Annotated in this window: 15 protein-coding genes and 1 other annotated feature; of the genes, 10 read left to right on the forward strand and 5 right to left on the reverse strand. The window is 54.9% G+C overall.

The features are described 5' to 3' along the window. Positions 1-168: 168 nt before the first annotated feature. Positions 169-2,766 carry a type I DNA topoisomerase gene (topA, locus tag ACQG22_RS12770; RefSeq protein ID WP_369706971.1) on the reverse strand — a complete coding sequence of 866 codons (2,598 nt, stop codon included), beginning with the start codon at positions 2,764-2,766 and terminating at the stop codon, positions 169-171. A gap of 399 nt (positions 2,767-3,165) precedes the next feature. Between topA and ACQG22_RS12775 the strand changes: the two genes are divergently transcribed. Then, positions 3,166-3,417 carry a YciN family protein gene (locus tag ACQG22_RS12775; RefSeq protein WP_003856804.1) on the forward strand — a complete coding sequence of 84 codons (252 nt, stop codon included), beginning with the start codon at positions 3,166-3,168 and terminating at the stop codon, positions 3,415-3,417. Positions 3,418-3,451: 34 nt separating this feature from the next. On the opposite strand, the gene sohB is transcribed toward ACQG22_RS12775, so the two are convergent. After that, complete coding sequence (sohB, locus tag ACQG22_RS12780; protein ID WP_040022203.1) at positions 3,452-4,498, reverse strand: protease SohB; 1,047 nt, start codon at positions 4,496-4,498, stop codon at positions 3,452-3,454. Between the two features lie 251 nt (positions 4,499-4,749). Here sohB and ACQG22_RS12785 point away from each other — a divergent pair, with 251 nt between their 5' ends. Together ACQG22_RS12785 and cobO are read left to right on the forward strand one after the other, a co-directional pair. Continuing rightward, complete coding sequence (locus ACQG22_RS12785; protein WP_023620279.1) at positions 4,750-5,511, forward strand: YciK family oxidoreductase; 762 nt, start codon at positions 4,750-4,752, stop codon at positions 5,509-5,511. After that, complete coding sequence (gene cobO, locus ACQG22_RS12790; protein ID WP_013096364.1) at positions 5,508-6,098, forward strand: cob(I)yrinic acid a,c-diamide adenosyltransferase; 591 nt, start codon at positions 5,508-5,510, stop codon at positions 6,096-6,098. Before ACQG22_RS12785 ends, cobO begins: the two co-directional genes overlap by 4 nt. Before the next feature lie 36 nt (positions 6,099-6,134). On the opposite strand, the gene rluB is transcribed toward cobO, so the two are convergent. The 3 genes from rluB to rnm form a co-directional block, all read right to left on the reverse strand. Then, positions 6,135-7,010, reverse strand: coding sequence for a 23S rRNA pseudouridine(2605) synthase RluB (gene rluB, locus ACQG22_RS12795; protein WP_013096363.1), 876 nt, complete (start codon positions 7,008-7,010; stop codon positions 6,135-6,137). Positions 7,011-7,106: 96 nt separating this feature from the next. After that, entirely contained in the window at positions 7,107-7,727 is a 621-nt protein-coding gene (locus tag ACQG22_RS12800; protein WP_013096362.1) for an L-threonylcarbamoyladenylate synthase, read from the reverse strand. Further along, on the reverse strand, positions 7,724-8,605 hold the full coding sequence (gene rnm / locus ACQG22_RS12805) for an RNase RNM (protein WP_013096361.1): 882 nt from the start codon (positions 8,603-8,605) through the stop codon (positions 7,724-7,726). Before rnm ends, ACQG22_RS12800 begins: the two co-directional genes overlap by 4 nt. A gap of 139 nt (positions 8,606-8,744) precedes the next feature. Between rnm and trpL the strand changes: the two genes are divergently transcribed. From trpL to ACQG22_RS12840, 7 genes are all read left to right on the forward strand, one after another. Further along, positions 8,745-8,789: a trp operon leader peptide gene (gene trpL, locus ACQG22_RS12810; RefSeq protein ID WP_106993556.1), complete on the forward strand. Its 45-nt coding sequence runs from the start codon at positions 8,745-8,747 to the stop codon at positions 8,787-8,789. Continuing rightward, positions 8,766-8,859: a sequence feature (Trp leader region), on the forward strand. It overlaps the preceding gene by 24 nt. Before the next feature lie 25 nt (positions 8,860-8,884). After that, positions 8,885-10,447 (forward strand): anthranilate synthase component 1, encoded by a 1,563-nt coding sequence (locus ACQG22_RS12815; protein WP_029883574.1) that lies wholly within the window; start codon positions 8,885-8,887, stop codon positions 10,445-10,447. Continuing rightward, entirely contained in the window at positions 10,447-12,042 is a 1,596-nt protein-coding gene (gene trpD, locus ACQG22_RS12820) for a bifunctional anthranilate synthase glutamate amidotransferase component TrpG/anthranilate phosphoribosyltransferase TrpD (RefSeq protein ID WP_020690934.1), read from the forward strand. The genes ACQG22_RS12815 and trpD overlap by 1 nt, the downstream gene beginning before the upstream one ends. A gap of 3 nt (positions 12,043-12,045) precedes the next feature. Next, the gene (gene trpCF / locus ACQG22_RS12825) at positions 12,046-13,404 is read left to right on the forward strand and encodes a bifunctional indole-3-glycerol-phosphate synthase TrpC/phosphoribosylanthranilate isomerase TrpF (protein WP_045294302.1); all 1,359 of its coding nucleotides are present in this window, start codon (positions 12,046-12,048) and stop codon (positions 13,402-13,404) included. A 10-nt stretch (positions 13,405-13,414) separates the two neighbouring features. Then, a complete protein-coding gene (gene trpB, locus ACQG22_RS12830; RefSeq protein ID WP_013096356.1) occupies positions 13,415-14,608 on the forward strand; it encodes a tryptophan synthase subunit beta in 1,194 nt (397 codons plus the stop codon). Further along, a complete protein-coding gene (gene trpA, locus ACQG22_RS12835; protein ID WP_020690931.1) occupies positions 14,608-15,417 on the forward strand; it encodes a tryptophan synthase subunit alpha in 810 nt (269 codons plus the stop codon). Before trpB ends, trpA begins: the two co-directional genes overlap by 1 nt. A gap of 478 nt (positions 15,418-15,895) precedes the next feature. Continuing rightward, on the forward strand, positions 15,896-16,570 hold the full coding sequence (locus ACQG22_RS12840; RefSeq protein ID WP_369706972.1) for an SOS response-associated peptidase: 675 nt from the start codon (positions 15,896-15,898) through the stop codon (positions 16,568-16,570).

Below are 16,570 nucleotides of genomic sequence, written 5' to 3' on the forward strand. Positions count from 1 at the left end.
CGCATGCGGTCAATCGCTTAAGACGATTTGATAATAAGAAAAGGGTTAACTATAACCACTATATCATTTATAGCCTGACTGTATAGTACGGAACAAAAAATAATAACAAGGTAATAAAAAAGGGCCGGAAGTCCGGCCCTTTTACAGGTAAGTTACGGTAAGGAAAGATTATTTCTTACCTTCAACCCATTTGCCATCCACAAAGAATGCTGACCAGCCGGTTGCCTTGCCGTCTTTCTCCGCCGCAACATACTGCTGCTTCGTTTTACGGCTAAAACGCACAACGGTTTTATTGCCTTCCGGATCCTGCTGTGGCGCATCGGCCAGGTAGCGCAGTTTCTCAGGCAGGCGGTCGCGGAAACGGTACAACTCTTCCACCAGTGGCGCGCGGGTTTCGCGCGATTTAGGGAAGGTGTTTGCCGCAAGGAACACGCCGGCAGCACCATCACGCAGCACGAAGTAAGCGTCGGACTTCTCGCACGGCAATTCTGGCAGCGGAACCGGATCTTCCTTCGGCGGCGCGACTTCACCGTTACGCAGGATTTTACGCGTGTTCTTACACTCGTCGTTGGTGCACGCCATGTACTTGCCGAAGCGCCCCATTTTCAGGTGCATCTCAGAACCACACTTCTCACACTCAACGATAGGACCGTCGTAACCTTTAATGCGGAACTCACCCTCTTCGATCTCATATCCATCGCAGGTCGGGTTATTACCGCAGACGTGCAATTTACGTTTTGGATCGATGAGGTAGCTGTCCATCGCGGTGCCGCATTTCTTGCAGCGACGTTTTGCACGCAGAGCGTTGGTTTCCGCATCATCACCTTCCAGCACGTTGAGCACTTCGTTCTCAGGTACCAGGTTAATGGTGGTTTTGCAGCGTTCTTTCGGCGGCAGCGCGTAGCCAGAACAGCCGAGGAATACGCCAGTGGTGGCAGTACGGATCCCCATTTTACGACCACAGGTTGGGCAGTCGATGCTGGTCAGGACCATCTGATTTGGCAGCATGCCGCCCTCTTCAGGATCTTTTTCCGCTTTTTCAAGCTGGTTGGTAAAGTCGCTGAAGAATCTGTCGAGAACCTTTTTCCACTCGGCCTGATGGCTGGCCACCTGATCGAGACTGTCTTCCATTTGCGCGGTGAAGTCGTAGTTCATCAGTTCGCGGAAGTTGGCTTCCAGGCGGTCAGTGACGATCTCACCCATTTTTTCCGCATAGAAACGACGGTTTTCAACACGCACGTAACCGCGGTCCTGAATGGTCGAAATAATCGATGCATAGGTGGATGGACGGCCAATACCGCGTTTTTCCAGCTCTTTAACCAGAGACGCTTCGCTGAAACGCGCTGGCGGCTTGGTGAAGTGCTGGGCAGGCACGAGATCAACCAGAGAGAGCTCATCCCCTTTGTTTACCGCAGGCAGGGTTCTGTCTTCATCACCCTTACGTAGCGCAGGCATCACTTTAGTCCAGCCATCGAAGCGCAGGATACGGCCACGCGCTTTCAGGCGGAAATCACCTGCACCAACGGTCAGCGTGGTGGAGTCATACTGTGCTGGTGTCATCTGGCACGCCACGAACTGACGCCAGATAAGCTGATACAGCTTCTGGGCATCGGCTTCCATATCTTTCAGCGATTCGGCTAACACGGAGACGTCAGAAGGACGAATGGCTTCGTGCGCTTCCTGTGAGTTCTCCTTGCTGGCGTACTGGTTTTCACTCGCTGGCAGGTATTTCTTACCGAAGTTGTCACTGATGTAACCGCGCACCATGTTGACGGCATCCTGGCTCAGGTTTGTCGAGTCAGTACGCATATAGGTGATATAACCCGCTTCATACAGACGCTGGGCCATCATCATGGTTTTCTTCACGCCATAACCCAGGCGCGTGCTCGCAGCCTGTTGCAGCGTAGACGTAATAAACGGTGCGCCAGGTTTGCTGCTGGTCGGTTTGTCTTCACGCTCCAGAACCTGGTAGCGCGCTTTTTCCAGCAGCGCCACGGCAGCCATGGTCTGCTCACGGTTTTCAGGACGGAACGGTTTGTCATTCTGATGACTCACCTGCAGCGGCAGCGCATCTCCACCCGGCGTGGTGACATTGGCATCCACTTCCCAGAACTCTTCCGGGACGAAGGCTTTGATCTCACGCTCGCGCTCAACAACCAGACGCACAGCAACGGACTGCACACGCCCTGCGGACAGACCGCGGGCAATCTTTTTCCACAGCAGTGGAGAGACCATGTAACCCACGACACGGTCCATAAAACGGCGTGCCTGCTGCGCGTTTACGCGGTCGATGTTCAGTTCACCCGGCTTCTCAAACGCCTGGCGAATCGCATTCTTCGTAATTTCGTTAAACACTACACGGCTGTAGCGTTTGTCGTCACCCCCGATCACTTCCCGCAGGTGCCAGGCAATGGCTTCCCCTTCGCGGTCAAGGTCGGTTGCGAGATAAATGTGGTCTGCTTTTTCAGCAAGCTGCTTCAGCTCGTTAACGACTTTTTCTTTGCCGGGCAGCACTTCATAGTGTGCATCCCAGTTATGCCATGGGTTAACACCCATACGGTTGACAAGCGCGCTACGTTCATCCTTTTTAGGCTTTTTAGCCCCTTTGGTGGAGGTAGAGTCTGCGCTCTTTTTGCTGGCTGAGCCACTGGTCGGCAAATCGCGGATGTGACCGACGCTGGACTTAACCACGTAGTCATTACCCAGATACTTATTGATCGTTTTGGCTTTTGCCGGGGACTCAACGATGACGAGAGCTTTACCCATATTCACCTTTACCTAATTTAATTCTTCCAGGAATACGCCGCATGTTGATTTCCCTTCCACTGACGACGAGCCATTGATATTGCGACTGCGTCAGGGGATATCAACCCCTTTGTCTTACTGAACGTCAAAGCGTTAACGCCCAGGTGATTGAGTTATCGGGTATTTTTCTCACATCGGATGTAATTCGTGACGAATTCCCGGTCGAATGTCAAGCAATTCTGTTGCCAGAATGACGAAAGCGCACACTCTACCTGATAAAATTCGTTACGCAACTTTATTAGCATGCAAAAGCAAATCCTGCCAGCCAGGTCACGGCACCTTACCCCCTCACATTACAGGGAAAATTTGCCCCCAAAGCGCCCCCGGCGTAGACTATTGTCACTGTTTAAGGAGTGGATTATGCAGAATACAACCCAACCCATTGATCGAGCCTCTCTGCTTATCGAAGCAAATAAGCTGATTCGTGACCATGAAGACACCCTGGCGGGCATTGAAGCGACCGGCGTGGAACAACGTAACGGCGTGCTGGTATTCAGCGGCGAATACTTCCTTGACGAACAAGGGTTACCCACCCCGAAAAGCACCGCCGTATTCAATATGTTTAAATACCTGGCGCACACGCTTTCAGAGAAATATCACCTGGTCGATTAACGCAAAACGCGAGGCTCTGGCCTCGCGTTTTTGTTTACAGCAGCGGTTTTTGTCCGCGTTGCAACCAGCGGAGCAGTAGGCGATCCGCGCTTTCGGCCGCGCTGTTCGTAAAGCGGTCAAGCAGTCGCTTACGCTGGGTAAAGCGCACGCCAACCAGTTCGCGCCCTTCCATCAGATTCAACAGCAGGTCGTCACTGGTGCCCACTTCATCCACCAGCCCTTTTTCCAGCGCCTGCGTACCGTACCAGTGCTCCCCTGTTGCCACCTGGTCAATATCAAGCGCCGGGCGCATACGGTGCACAAAGTCTTTAAAGAGGTGATGGGTTTCATTGAGATCTTCACGGAATTTCTGCCGTCCTTCTTCCGTGTTCTCCCCCAGCAGCGTCAGGGTACGTTTGTACTGACCCGCCGTGTGCAATTCAATGTCGATCTCTTTGCTTTTCAGGAAGCGGTTAAAGTTCGGGATTTGCGCAACCACCCCGATGGAGCCAATAATAGAAAACGGCGCCGCAACAATTTTATCCGCCACGCAGGCCATCATATAGCCACCGCTCGCCGCGACTTTATCCACCGCAACCGTCAGCGGGATCTGTTTTTCACGCAGACGCTGTAGCTGCGAAGCCGCCAGCCCATAACCATGAACGACCCCACCCGGACTCTCAAGACGGACAACCACCTGATCCTGCGGTTTAGCCACGGCAAGCACGGCGGTGACTTCTTCACGCAGGGAAGAGACTTCATGGGCATCCATGCTGCCTTTAAAATCGAGCACATAGACACGCGGGGTTGAGGTTTCCTCCGGCACGTTAAGCTTCGCTTTGGCTTTTGCCGCTTTGGCGTCCTGCTTATGCTTTTTCTTCTGAGCTTTGTGCCACAGTTTCTGTTGATGGCTGTCAAGCAGGGCCAGCGACATCTCTTCTTGCATCTCTTTATACTGCTCGCTCAGGCGGGTAATGCGTAACTCACCACGCTGACGTTTGCGCTGCGTCAGGTTAACAATCAGAACGGCCACTACCGCAATGGCAATCACCACCGTCGCGATCTTTGCCAAAAACAACCCATATTGAGAAAGTAATTCCACGCGTTCCACCTTGATTTAACCACGAATCTTTCACGGCAGTGTACAACAGCCCTGCCCATGCGTCTCGCTCGTGACATTACCTCTGCGAGCCGTCTTCAGGAATCCCCCGATTCTGGTTTAAATATTTGCAAATTGTTAATTTTACAGCGATGCGTCCTGTAGACTGATTGAATTCTCATGCTAATTCGGGCATAAAGCCGAAAAGTCACACAATAAGGCGTCTTTGCATCACTGTGCGCCGAGGAGTCACCGTGCATTATCAACCGCAAAAAAATCTGCTGCAGAACCGCATCATTCTGGTCACTGGTGCCAGCGATGGCATTGGCCGCGAAGCGGCACTGACCTACGCTGACTATGGTGCGAGCGTAATTCTCATTGGCCGTAACGAAGAAAAACTCAAAGGAGTGGCTCAGGAGATTGACGCCGCCGGTGGCATTCCTGCCCGCTGGTACACGCTGGATCTGCTCACCTGTACCCCTGAAACGTGCCAGGAGCTTGCCCACCGCATCAGCACCCACTACCCACGGCTGGATGGCGTACTGCACAATGCCGGCTTGCTTGGGGAGGTTCGCCCGATGGATGAACAGGATCCTGAGATCTGGCAGCAGGTCATGCAGGTCAATATCAACGGCACCTTTTTCCTGACCCAGGCACTGCTTCCTTTATTACTCAAATCTGATTCCGGTTCGCTGGTATTCACCTCCTCCAGCGTAGGGCGCGAAGGCCGCGCAAACTGGGGGGCGTATGCGGTCTCAAAATTCGCGACCGAAGGGATGATGCAGGTGCTGGCGGAGGAATATCAGAGCCGTCATCTGCGCGTGAACTGCATTAACCCAGGCGGAACGCGCACCAAAATGCGCGCCAGCGCCTTCCCGACGGAAGATCCGCAGAAGCTTAAAACCCCGGCAGATATTATGCCGCTCTATCTCTGGCTGATGGGCGATGACAGCCGCCGTAAAACAGGGATGACCTTTGATGCCCAGCCAGGCCGTAAACCCGGGATTTCGCAATGAGTGAAGAACGTCACCAGCAACGTCAGCAGCGCCTGAAAGAACAGGTTGATGCCCGTGTCGCCGCTGCGCAGGATGAACGCGGGATCATCATCGTGTTTACCGGCAACGGCAAAGGCAAAACCACCGCTGCCTTTGGTACCGCCACGCGCGCCGTTGGCCACGGGCAGAAAGTGGGTGTCATTCAGTTTATTAAAGGGGAATGGCCCAACGGTGAACGTAATTTACTTGAGCCGCACGGGGTTGAGTTCCAGGTGATGGCGACAGGCTTTACGTGGGATACTCAAAACCGGGAAACCGACACCGCGGCCTGCCTCGCGGTCTGGGAGCATGCAAAACGAATGCTGGCGGATCCGGCCCTGAACATGGTGTTACTGGATGAGATCACCTACATGGTCGCCTACGACTATCTGCCGCTGGACGCCGTACTGGAGGCACTCAGGAATCGCCCGGCACATCAGACGGTGATCGTCACAGGCCGCGGCTGTCATCGGGATATTCTGGAATTAGCGGATACCGTCAGCGAATTGCGTCCGGTTAAACATGCTTTTGATGCCGGTATCAAAGCGCAAATCGGCATTGATTACTGATAAAAAAGCCCGGTGATGTTAACCGGGCTTCTATTTTTAACCGTTGTTATTACGGCTGCCAGCGCGGCGATTATTGTTCACCTGGCTGTGGCGTTTCACCGCACGACGGATCTGGTTCGCCTTCATGCGACGACGATCTTTCTCCACCGCCACTTTGGAAGTGGTTTCTGGCGCCAGGCCCACCAGTTCACGCAGGTAGTTGGTCTGCGTCAGGTCCAGTTCGGTATAGCCACCACGTGGCAGACCTTTTGGCAGCAGAATATCGCCGTAACGGACACGGATCAGGCGGCTAACCTGCACGCCCACCGCTTCCCACAGACGACGAACCTCACGGTTACGGCCTTCGGTCAGGGTAACGTTGTACCACTGGTTGATCCCTTCACCACCGGTAAATTTGATGGTTTTGAACGCTGCAGGACCGTCTTCCAGCTGAACGCCACGCGACAGATCGCGCAGTTTGTTCTCATCAACCTGGCCGAACACGCGTACGGCGTATTCGCGTTCCACTTCACGGCTTGGGTGCATCAGACGGTTTGCCAGTTCACCATCCGTTGTGAACAGCAGCAGACCGCAGGTGTTCACATCCAGACGCCCCACGGCAATCCAGCGTGCGCCACGCAGTTTAGGCAGACGGTCAAATACCGTCGGGCGACCTTCCGGGTCGTTGCGCGTACACAGTTCGCCTTCCGGCTTGTAGTACGCCAGCACGCGGCAGATCTGCTCAGCAGATTCTTTAACCGAGATAAGATGACCGTCGATACGGATTTTAAGCCCCGGCACGATTTCTACGCGGTCACCGAGCGTGGCGATTTTACCGTCCACACTCACGCGTCCGGCTTCAATAATGGCTTCGATTTCACGGCGTGAGCCGTGGCCGGCACGCGCCAGCACTTTCTGTAACTTCTCGCTCATTGAGCTTCCTCAGGTGTCGCCTTCACAGGCGTCGAATCAGGTCAAACCAGGGCTATGCCCTGATTTGATGGCCGCGTAGTATAGCTGCTTACACCTTTACAAGAAAGGCTTAACATCACCCACGCCTTCGCGAATCACTTCCGGTGCATCTTCCGTTAAATCGACAACCGTGGTCGGCTGCTGACCGAGGTAACCGCCATGAATAATCAACTCAACCACCTTTTCCAGACGGTCTTTGATCTCTTCAGGATCGGACTCGGTGAATTCACTGCCGGGCAGCATCAGCGAGGTTGAGAGCATCGGCTCACCTAACGTTTCCAGCAAGGCCTGGGCAATCGGGTTAGACGGCACGCGCATCCCGATGGTTTTGCGCTTTTCCTGTAACAGACGGCGCGGAACCTCTTTCGTCCCTTTCAGGATGAAGGTGTAGTTGCCCGGCGTGTTATTTTTAATCAGACGAAATGCCACGTTATCGACATAAGCATAGGTCGATAGCTCAGAGAGATCCCGGCACATCAGGGTAAAGTTGTGACCGTCCGGCAACTGGCGAATACGGCAAATACGCTCCATCGCCGCTTTATCTTCAATCTTACAGCCCAGCGCATAACCCGAATCGGTCGGGTAGACGATAACGCCCCCTTTACGCACGATCTCCACGGCCTGATTAATCAGGCGCGGCTGCGGATTATCCGGATGAATATAGAAAAACTGACTCATACTTCCCTCTCTTCAAGTTGCTGTGGCTGTTCCCAGAGCTGCCAGACAGGCTCAACGCCTGCGGGTAACCAAAGCTTGCGTCCCAGTTCTATCCACGCACAGGGCTGATGAAAATCTGAGCCTTGCGACGCCAGCAAACCAAACTGGCGGGCGTAGGTCGCAAGCTGCGAACGCTCGTTGGGCGCCTGCTGACACTGGGCGACTTCCATCGCCTCGCCACCGCATTCGGCAAAATGCGCCAGCAGTCTTTTCAGCCATTTAGCAGAAAGATTATACCGCCCCGGATGGGCCAGCACGGCCTTACCGCCAGAATGATGAATCACATCAATAGCTTGTTTTATTGTACACCACTGTGGCGGAACATATCCGGTTTTCCCGCGAGCCAGATAGCGTTTAAAGACATCCGCTATCGTTGTGGCCTTGCCCGCCTCAACCAGAAAACGGGCAAAATGACCGCGCGTTACCGCGCCCCCGTTTGCCAGCCTTTGTGCCCCCTCCAGTGCGCCCGGAATATGCGCCTTTTCCAGACGTTCAGCGATCATTTCTGCGCGCTGGTTGCGGCGCGTTTTTTGTTCTTGCAAAAACGCACACATTACCGGATGGTCTATATCGATGTTCAGGCCAACAATATGGATTTCGTGATTCTCCCAGACGGTCGATATCTCGACGCCAGGAACCAGTTTGAGTGCCAGACCACTGCGGGCAATCTCGGCGCGCGCGGCTGGAATGGCATCGGTTGTATCGTGATCGGTTATGGCCAGCGTGCCAACCCGCATTTCAACGGCACGATGCACCAACGCTTCGGGCGTCAGCAGACCATCGGAGGCCTGGGTATGGCTGTGTAAATCATAAATTACGGCGTAGGTGGTATCGCTCAAAGCACTTCCCGTCACAAGTTAGAGACATCTTAAAAGCCCATGATACCGACTTGCCACGAAATTCTGAAATCAAGGGTTGACAACACGCCATCGAACTAGTTAACTAGTACGCAAGTTCACACGAGAAAGGTATCTGAAAATGACTGCACATTTCACTCTGCACGGTTGGTGGCGCACTTCCTGATTTCCGGGCAGTGTCACACGTCTGCGTACAGCAAACAGATACCCGCCCGCTCATCAGCGGGCTTTTTTTTGAACAGAATAAATGAGAACAACATAATGCAAACAGCCAAACCACACCTCGAATTGCTGACCAGCGAGGCGGCCTATCGCCACAACCCAACCGCACTGTTTCATCAGGTCTGCGGTGCGCGTCCAGCCACGTTGTTACTGGAATCCGCCGATATTGACAGCAAAGACGATCTCAAGAGCCTGCTGTTGGTGGACAGCGCGCTGCGCATTACGGCGCTAGGTGACACTGTCACTATCAAAGCGTTATCGGATAACGGTGCGGCTCTGCTGCCGTTACTGGATGCGAGCCTGCCTGCTGGTATCGAAAATGAACACCATCCTGAAATGCGCGTTCTGCACTTCCCGCCGGTGAGCCAGTTGCTGGACGAAGACGCGCGCCTGTGTTCTCTTTCCGTTTTTGATGCCTTCCGTCTGCTGCAAAATCTGGTCACCGTGCCGGAAGATGAACGCGAAGCAATGTTCTTTGGCGGGCTGTTTGCTTACGACCTGGTGGCCGGGTTCGAAGATTTACCGGACATTGAACAGGGTAACCGTTGCCCCGACTACTGCTTCTACCTGGCCGAAACCTTACTGGTGATCGACCACCAGAAAAAAAACACCCGTATTCAGGCAAGCCTCTTCACGCCATCCGCGACAGAGAAAAAACGCCTTGAGCAGCGTATTGAGCAGTTGCAGCAACAAATGACCGAAGCGCCGCCTGCGCTGCCTGTACATCGTGTCGAGAAAATGACCTGTGAGGTTAATCAGAGCGACGATCAGTACGGTGCCGTGGTTCGCCAGATGCAAAAAGCGATTCGCGCCGGAGAAATTTTCCAGGTTGTTCCTTCCCGTCGTTTCTCTCTGCCCTGCCCGTCGCCGCTCGCGGCCTATGACGTGCTGAAAAAGAGCAACCCAAGCCCGTACATGTTCTTTATGCAGGACAATGATTTCACCCTGTTTGGCGCATCCCCTGAAAGTTCACTGAAATATGACGCCACCAGCCGCCAGATTGAGATCTACCCGATTGCCGGAACCCGTCCACGCGGCCGTCGAGCCGATGGCTCGCTGGATCGCGATCTCGACAGCCGCATTGAGCTGGAAATGCGTACCGACCATAAAGAGCTCTCCGAGCATCTGATGCTGGTTGATCTGGCCCGTAACGACCTGGCGCGCATTTGTACCCCTGGCAGCCGCTACGTGGCGGACTTAACCAAGGTCGACCGCTACTCGTTTGTTATGCATCTGGTATCCCGCGTGGTGGGCGAACTGCGCAGTGACCTCGACGTGCTTCACGCCTACCGCGCCTGTATGAACATGGGCACGCTGAGCGGCGCGCCGAAAGTTCGCGCCATGCAGCTGATCGCGGCGGCTGAAGGGCGCCGTCGCGGCAGTTACGGTGGTGCAGTGGGCTACTTCACCGCCCATGGCGATCTGGATACCTGCATTGTGATCCGCTCCGCCTACGTTGAGGACGGTATCGCTACCGTGCAGGCAGGCGCAGGGATTGTTCTGGATTCTGTTCCGCAGTCTGAAGCTGACGAAACCCGCAGTAAAGCCCGCGCGGTATTGCGCGCCATTGCTACCGCACATCACGCACAGGAGATTTTCTGATGGCTGACATTCTGCTGCTCGATAACATCGACTCTTTTACCTATAACCTGGCAGATCAGCTGCGTGCGAATGGTCACAACGTCGTTATCTATCGTAACCATGTTCCGGCACAGACGCTGATAGACCGTCTGGCAACCATGCAAAACCCGGTGCTGATGCTCTCTCCTGGCCCTGGTGCCCCCAGTGAAGCGGGCTGTATGCCGGAGCTGCTGACCCGTATGCGCGGTAAACTGCCGATTATCGGTATCTGTCTGGGTCACCAGGCGATTGTGGAAGCCTATGGCGGCTACGTGGGTCAGGCAGGTGAAATCCTGCATGGCAAGGCCTCCAGCATTGAACATGACGGCCAGGCGATGTTTGCCGGCCTGCCAAATCCTCTGCCGGTTGCGCGCTATCACTCCCTGGTGGGCAGCAACATCCCGGCCGGGCTGACCATTAACGCGTCGTTTGAAGGGATGGTAATGGCCGTGCGTCACGATGCGGATCGCGTCTGCGGCATGCAGTTCCATCCGGAGTCGATTCTCACGACCCATGGCGCGCGACTGCTGGAGCAGACGCTGGACTGGGCGTTGCAGAAACTGGAGCAGACCAACACGCTGCAACCGATTCTGGAAAAGCTGTATCAGGCGCAGACCCTGAGCCAGCAGGAGAGCCACCAGCTCTTTTCTGCCGTGGTTCGCGGTGAGCTGAAACCTGAACAGCTGGCGGCCGCACTGGTAAGCATGAAAGTGCGCGGCGAAAGCCCGCAAGAAATCGCCGGTGCCGCCACGGCCCTGCTGGAAAATGCCGCCCCCTTCCCGCGCCCGGATTATCAGTTTGCGGATATCGTCGGCACCGGGGGTGATGGCAGCAATAGCATCAATATCTCCACCGCCAGTGCCTTCGTGGCCGCGGCGTGTGGCCTGAAAGTGGCGAAACACGGTAACCGCAGCGTCTCCAGCCGCTCGGGCTCGTCCGATTTGCTGGCTGCCTTCGGCATTAACCTGGATATGAACGCCGAACGCTCCCGTGAAGCGCTGGACGATCTGGGCGTCTGCTTCCTGTTTGCGCCGAAGTATCACACCGGTTTCCGCCATGCGATGCCGGTTCGTCAGCAACTCAAAACACGCACGCTGTTTAACGTACTGGGGCCGCTGATCAACCCGGCGCACCCGCCGCTGGCGCTGATTGGTGTTTACAGCCCGGAACTGGTTCTGCCAATTGCCGAAACCCTGCGCGTGCTCGGTTATCAGCGCGCGGCAGTAGTTCACAGCGGGGGAATGGATGAAGTGTCCCTTCACGCGCCAACTCTCGTCGCGGAACTGCGCAATGGCGAAATCCTGAGCTACCAGCTGGAAGCCGCCGACTTTGGTTTAACGCCGTATCATCAGGAGGCGCTGGCAGGCGGCACGCCGGAAGAAAACCGTGACATTCTCACGCGCTTATTACAAGGTAAGGGAGAGGTCGCCCATGAGGCAGCCGTGGCAGCCAACGTGGCCATGCTGATGCGATTGCACGGCGAAGAGGATCTCAAAGCCAACGCACAAAAAGTTCTGGACGTACTGCGCTCTGGTGCAGCTTACGATCGCGTTACCGCACTTGCGGCAAGAGGGTAAAGAATGCAGACCGTTTTAGCGAAAATCGTTGCCGATAAGGCCATCTGGGTGGAAGCCCGCAAAGCGCAGCAGCCGCTTGCCAGTTTTCAGAACGACGTCGTCCCAAGCAGCCGTCGTTTCTATGATGCCCTGCAGGGCGCGCGCACCGCATTTATTCTTGAGTGCAAAAAAGCCTCCCCGTCGAAAGGCGTTATCCGTGAGGATTTCGATCCGGCGCGTATTGCCGGCATTTATAAGCATCATGCGTCGGCGATCTCCGTGCTGACGGATGAGAAATATTTCCAGGGCAGCTTCGATTTTCTGCCTGTTGTCAGCAGCATCGCGCCGCAACCGATTCTGTGCAAAGACTTTATTATCGACCCGTATCAGATCTGGCTGGCGCGTTTTTACCAGGCTGACGCCTGCCTGCTGATGCTCTCGGTACTCGACGACGAGCAGTATCGCCAGCTGGCTGCGGTGGCGCACAGCCTCAACATGGGCGTGCTGACCGAGGTGAGCAACGAAGAAGAGCTGGAGCGTGCCATTGCACTGCAGGCGAAAGTGGTCGGGATTAACAACCGCGATCTGCGCGATCTGTCAATTGACCTGAATCGTACGCGTCAGCTGGCACCGCGTCTGGGCTCTGGGGTGACTGTTATCAGTGAATCCGGGATCAACAGCTACGCCCAGGTGCGTGAGCTGAGCCACTTTGCCAACGGTTTCCTGATTGGCTCCGCGATGATGGCACATGACGATCTCAATGCCGCAGTGCGTCGGGTGCTGTTGGGTGAAAACAAAGTGTGCGGCTTAACCCGCGAACAGGATGCCCAGGCCGCCTATGAGGCGGGGGCTATTTACGGCGGGTTGATCTTTGTGGGCTCCTCACCGCGTGCGGTGAGCGATGAACAGGCACGCAAGGTGATAGCGGCAGCCCCACTCAGCTATGTGGGCGTCTTCCGTAACGCTGATATTGCGGACGTTACGGCAAAAGCCGAAGCGTTATCCCTTAGTGCAGTACAACTGCACGGTGATGAAGATCAGGCATACATCGATGCCCTGCGTGCCGGGCTGGCTCCTCAGGTTCAGATCTGGAAAGCGCAGAGCGTGGGCAGCACCCTGCCAGCACGTAACCTGAATCATGTTGATAAATATGTGCTCGATAACGGCCAGGGCGGTACAGGCCAGCGTTTTGACTGGTCACTGCTGAACGGCGAAGTGCTGGACAATGTCCTGCTGGCGGGTGGACTTAGCCCGGACAACTGTGTGGAAGCAGCCAAAACCGGCTGCGCGGGCCTCGATTTCAATTCAGGCGTAGAGTCGCAACCGGGCATCAAAGATGCCAGTAAGCTGGCCTCGGTATTTAAAACTCTGCGTGCATATTAAGGAAGAAAAAATGACGACATTACTTAACCCGTATTTTGGTGAGTTCGGCGGGATGTACGTTCCGCAGATCCTGATGCCCGCACTGCGCCAGCTGGAAGAAGCGTTTGTGAGCGCACAGAAAGATCCTGCTTTTCAGGCTGAATTTACCGACCTGCTGAAAAACTACGCGGGCCGTCCAACAGCGCTGACCAAATGCCGTAACCTGACTGCCGGCACCAAAACCACGCTGTACCTCAAGCGTGAAGACCTGCTGCACGGCGGCGCGCATAAAACCAACCAGGTGTTAGGACAGGCGCTGCTGGCAAAACGGATGGGCAAAACCGAGATCATCGCCGAAACCGGCGCGGGTCAGCACGGCGTGGCATCAGCACTGGCAAGCGCCCTGCTTGGCCTGAAATGCCGTATCTATATGGGGGCGAAAGACGTTGAGCGTCAGTCTCCGAACGTATTCCGTATGCGTCTGATGGGCGCAGAAGTGATCCCGGTTCACAGTGGTTCTGCCACGCTGAAAGATGCCTGTAACGAAGCGCTGCGCGACTGGTCTGGTAGCTATGAAACCGCGCACTACATGCTCGGCACAGCCGCTGGCCCGCACCCGTTCCCGACTATCGTGCGTGAATTCCAGCGCATGATTGGCGAAGAGACCAAAGCGCAGATCCTTGAAAAAGAAGGCCGTCTGCCGGACGCGGTGATTGCCTGCGTGGGCGGGGGATCAAACGCCATCGGGATGTTCGCTGATTTTATCGACGAAACCCGTGTTGGCCTGATCGGCGTGGAGCCAGCGGGTCACGGGATTGAAACCGGTGAGCACGGCGCTCCGCTGAAACATGGCCGCGTGGGGATCTACTTCGGCATGAAAGCGCCGATGATGCAGACCGATGAAGGTCAGATTGAAGAGTCGTACTCCATCTCTGCCGGTCTGGATTTCCCGTCCGTCGGGCCACAGCATGCGTTCCTGAACAGCACCGGACGCGCGGACTACGTCTCCATCACCGATGACGAAGCGCTGGAAGCGTTTAAGACGCTGTGCCGCAGCGAAGGGATCATCCCGGCACTGGAGTCCTCGCATGCTCTGGCGCATGCGCTGAAAATGATGAAAGAAAACCCGGAAAAAGAGCAACTGCTGGTCGTTAACCTTTCCGGTCGCGGTGATAAAGATATCTTCACCGTTCACGATATTCTGAAAGCACGAGGGGAAATCTGATGGAACGCTACGATAACGCATTTGCACAACTGAAATCCCGCCAGGAAGGCGCGTTCGTTCCCTTCGTAACCCTGGGCGATCCGGGCCCGGAACAGTCGCTAAAAATTATCGACGCCCTGATTGAAGCCGGTGCCGATGCGCTGGAGCTGGGGATCCCGTTCTCTGACCCGCTGGCGGATGGCCCGACCATTCAGAACGCCACCCTGCGTGCCTTTGCCGCGGGCGTCACCCCAACGCAGTGTTTTGAGATGCTGGCCGCGATCCGTCAGAAGCACCCGACCATTCCGATTGGCCTGCTGATGTATGCCAACCTGGTCTTTAACCGCGGAATCGACGAATTTTATGCCGAGTGCGCGCGGGTCGGCGTTGACTCCGTGCTGGTGGCCGACGTCCCGGTTGAAGAATCTGCACCGTTCCGCCAGGCGGCTATGCGTCATAACGTGGCGCCGATTTTCATCTGCCCGCCAAACGCCGATGACGAACTGCTGCGCCAGATTGCCTCTTACGGCCGTGGTTACACCTACCTGCTCTCCCGCGCGGGCGTGACGGGTGCTGAAAACAAAGCCGCGCTGCCGCTGCATCATCTGGTAGAAAAACTGGCTGAATACCACGCAGCACCTCCGCTGCAGGGATTCGGCATTTCATCCCCGGATCAGGTTACGGCGGCAATTGACGCAAAAGCGGCAGGCGCGATCTCCGGCTCTGCTATCGTCAAAATCATTGAGAAGAACGTGGACAAACCCGAGCAGATGCTGGCTGAACTCAAAGCATTTGTTACGGCGATGAAAGCCGCAACGCGTAAAGCCTGATCCTTCCACCGTCTGGCGACTCAGCCAGACGGTCTTCCTCTTATATTCCCGCTATCACTTAAGCGTTACGCCAAAATTGATCCCATCGATATTTTCGGCGTGAATGGCTTTTCAAACCTTGCCGTAAGCGTATGATTTGGTCTCTTTTCGGCTTTAAACCTTCTGAGTTCAAAGATAAATCAAAAGTGTAATTTCTCCTTTAATTACAATCGGATACGCTTCTTTTTGAAGCGTTTTTTATTTGCATCTTACATTCTGTAAACACTATTATATTCATAGAGTTATTAGAAGGTTTTGGAGAACGCTTTTCACTTGATTTTATACTTTGCGAAGCTTCTTCCAGTTTCGTAACGTACCGCTTTACGCCTGTTTTTTCATTAGCATAATCTCCACCGCTCCGTTTGTAAGACTTAACCAGCGCGCGCTACTTTTTCTCCCTGCCCTATACTTTCAGTCTGACATCCGACTGGAGGTTTCTATGTGTGGACGTTTTGCACAAGCACAAACCCGCGAAGAATATCTGGCATATCTTGCCGACCAAGCCGATTGCGACATCGCATACGACCCGGAACCTATTGGCCGTTACAACGTCGCGCCCGGTACCAAAGTCCTGTTGCTGAGCGAACGCGACGAGCATCTCCATCTTGATCCTGTACTGTGGTCTTACGCGCCCGGGTGGTGGGATAAAGCACCATTGATAAACGCGCGCGTCGAGACGGCTGCCACCAGCAGGATGTTCAAACCTCTCTGGCAGCATGGCCGGGCAATCTGCTTTGCGGATGGATGGTTCGAGTGGAAGAAGGAAGGCAACAAGAAACAGCCCTACTTCATTCACCGGGCAGACGGTCAGCCTATTTTCATGGCTGCAATCGGCAGCACACCATTTGAGCGCGGCGATGATGCGGAGGGATTTCTGATAGTGACGTCTGCTGCTGACAAAGGTCTGGTCGATATTCACGACCGTCGGCCACTGGTTCTGTCACCTGAAGCTGCAAGGGAATGGATGCGCCAGAACGTAGGCGGGAAGGAAGCCGAAGAGATAGCAGCCTACGGAGCAGTGCCCGCAGACAAGTTTATCTGGCATGCCGTTACACACCATGTAGGCAATGTAAAAAATCAGGGTTCATGGCTAATCGAAATGATCTATGAATAA

The sequence above is a fragment of the Enterobacter cloacae complex sp. 309I3 genome (assembly GCF_050031595.1).
Classification (GTDB): Bacteria; Pseudomonadota; Gammaproteobacteria; order Enterobacterales; family Enterobacteriaceae; genus Enterobacter; species Enterobacter cloacae.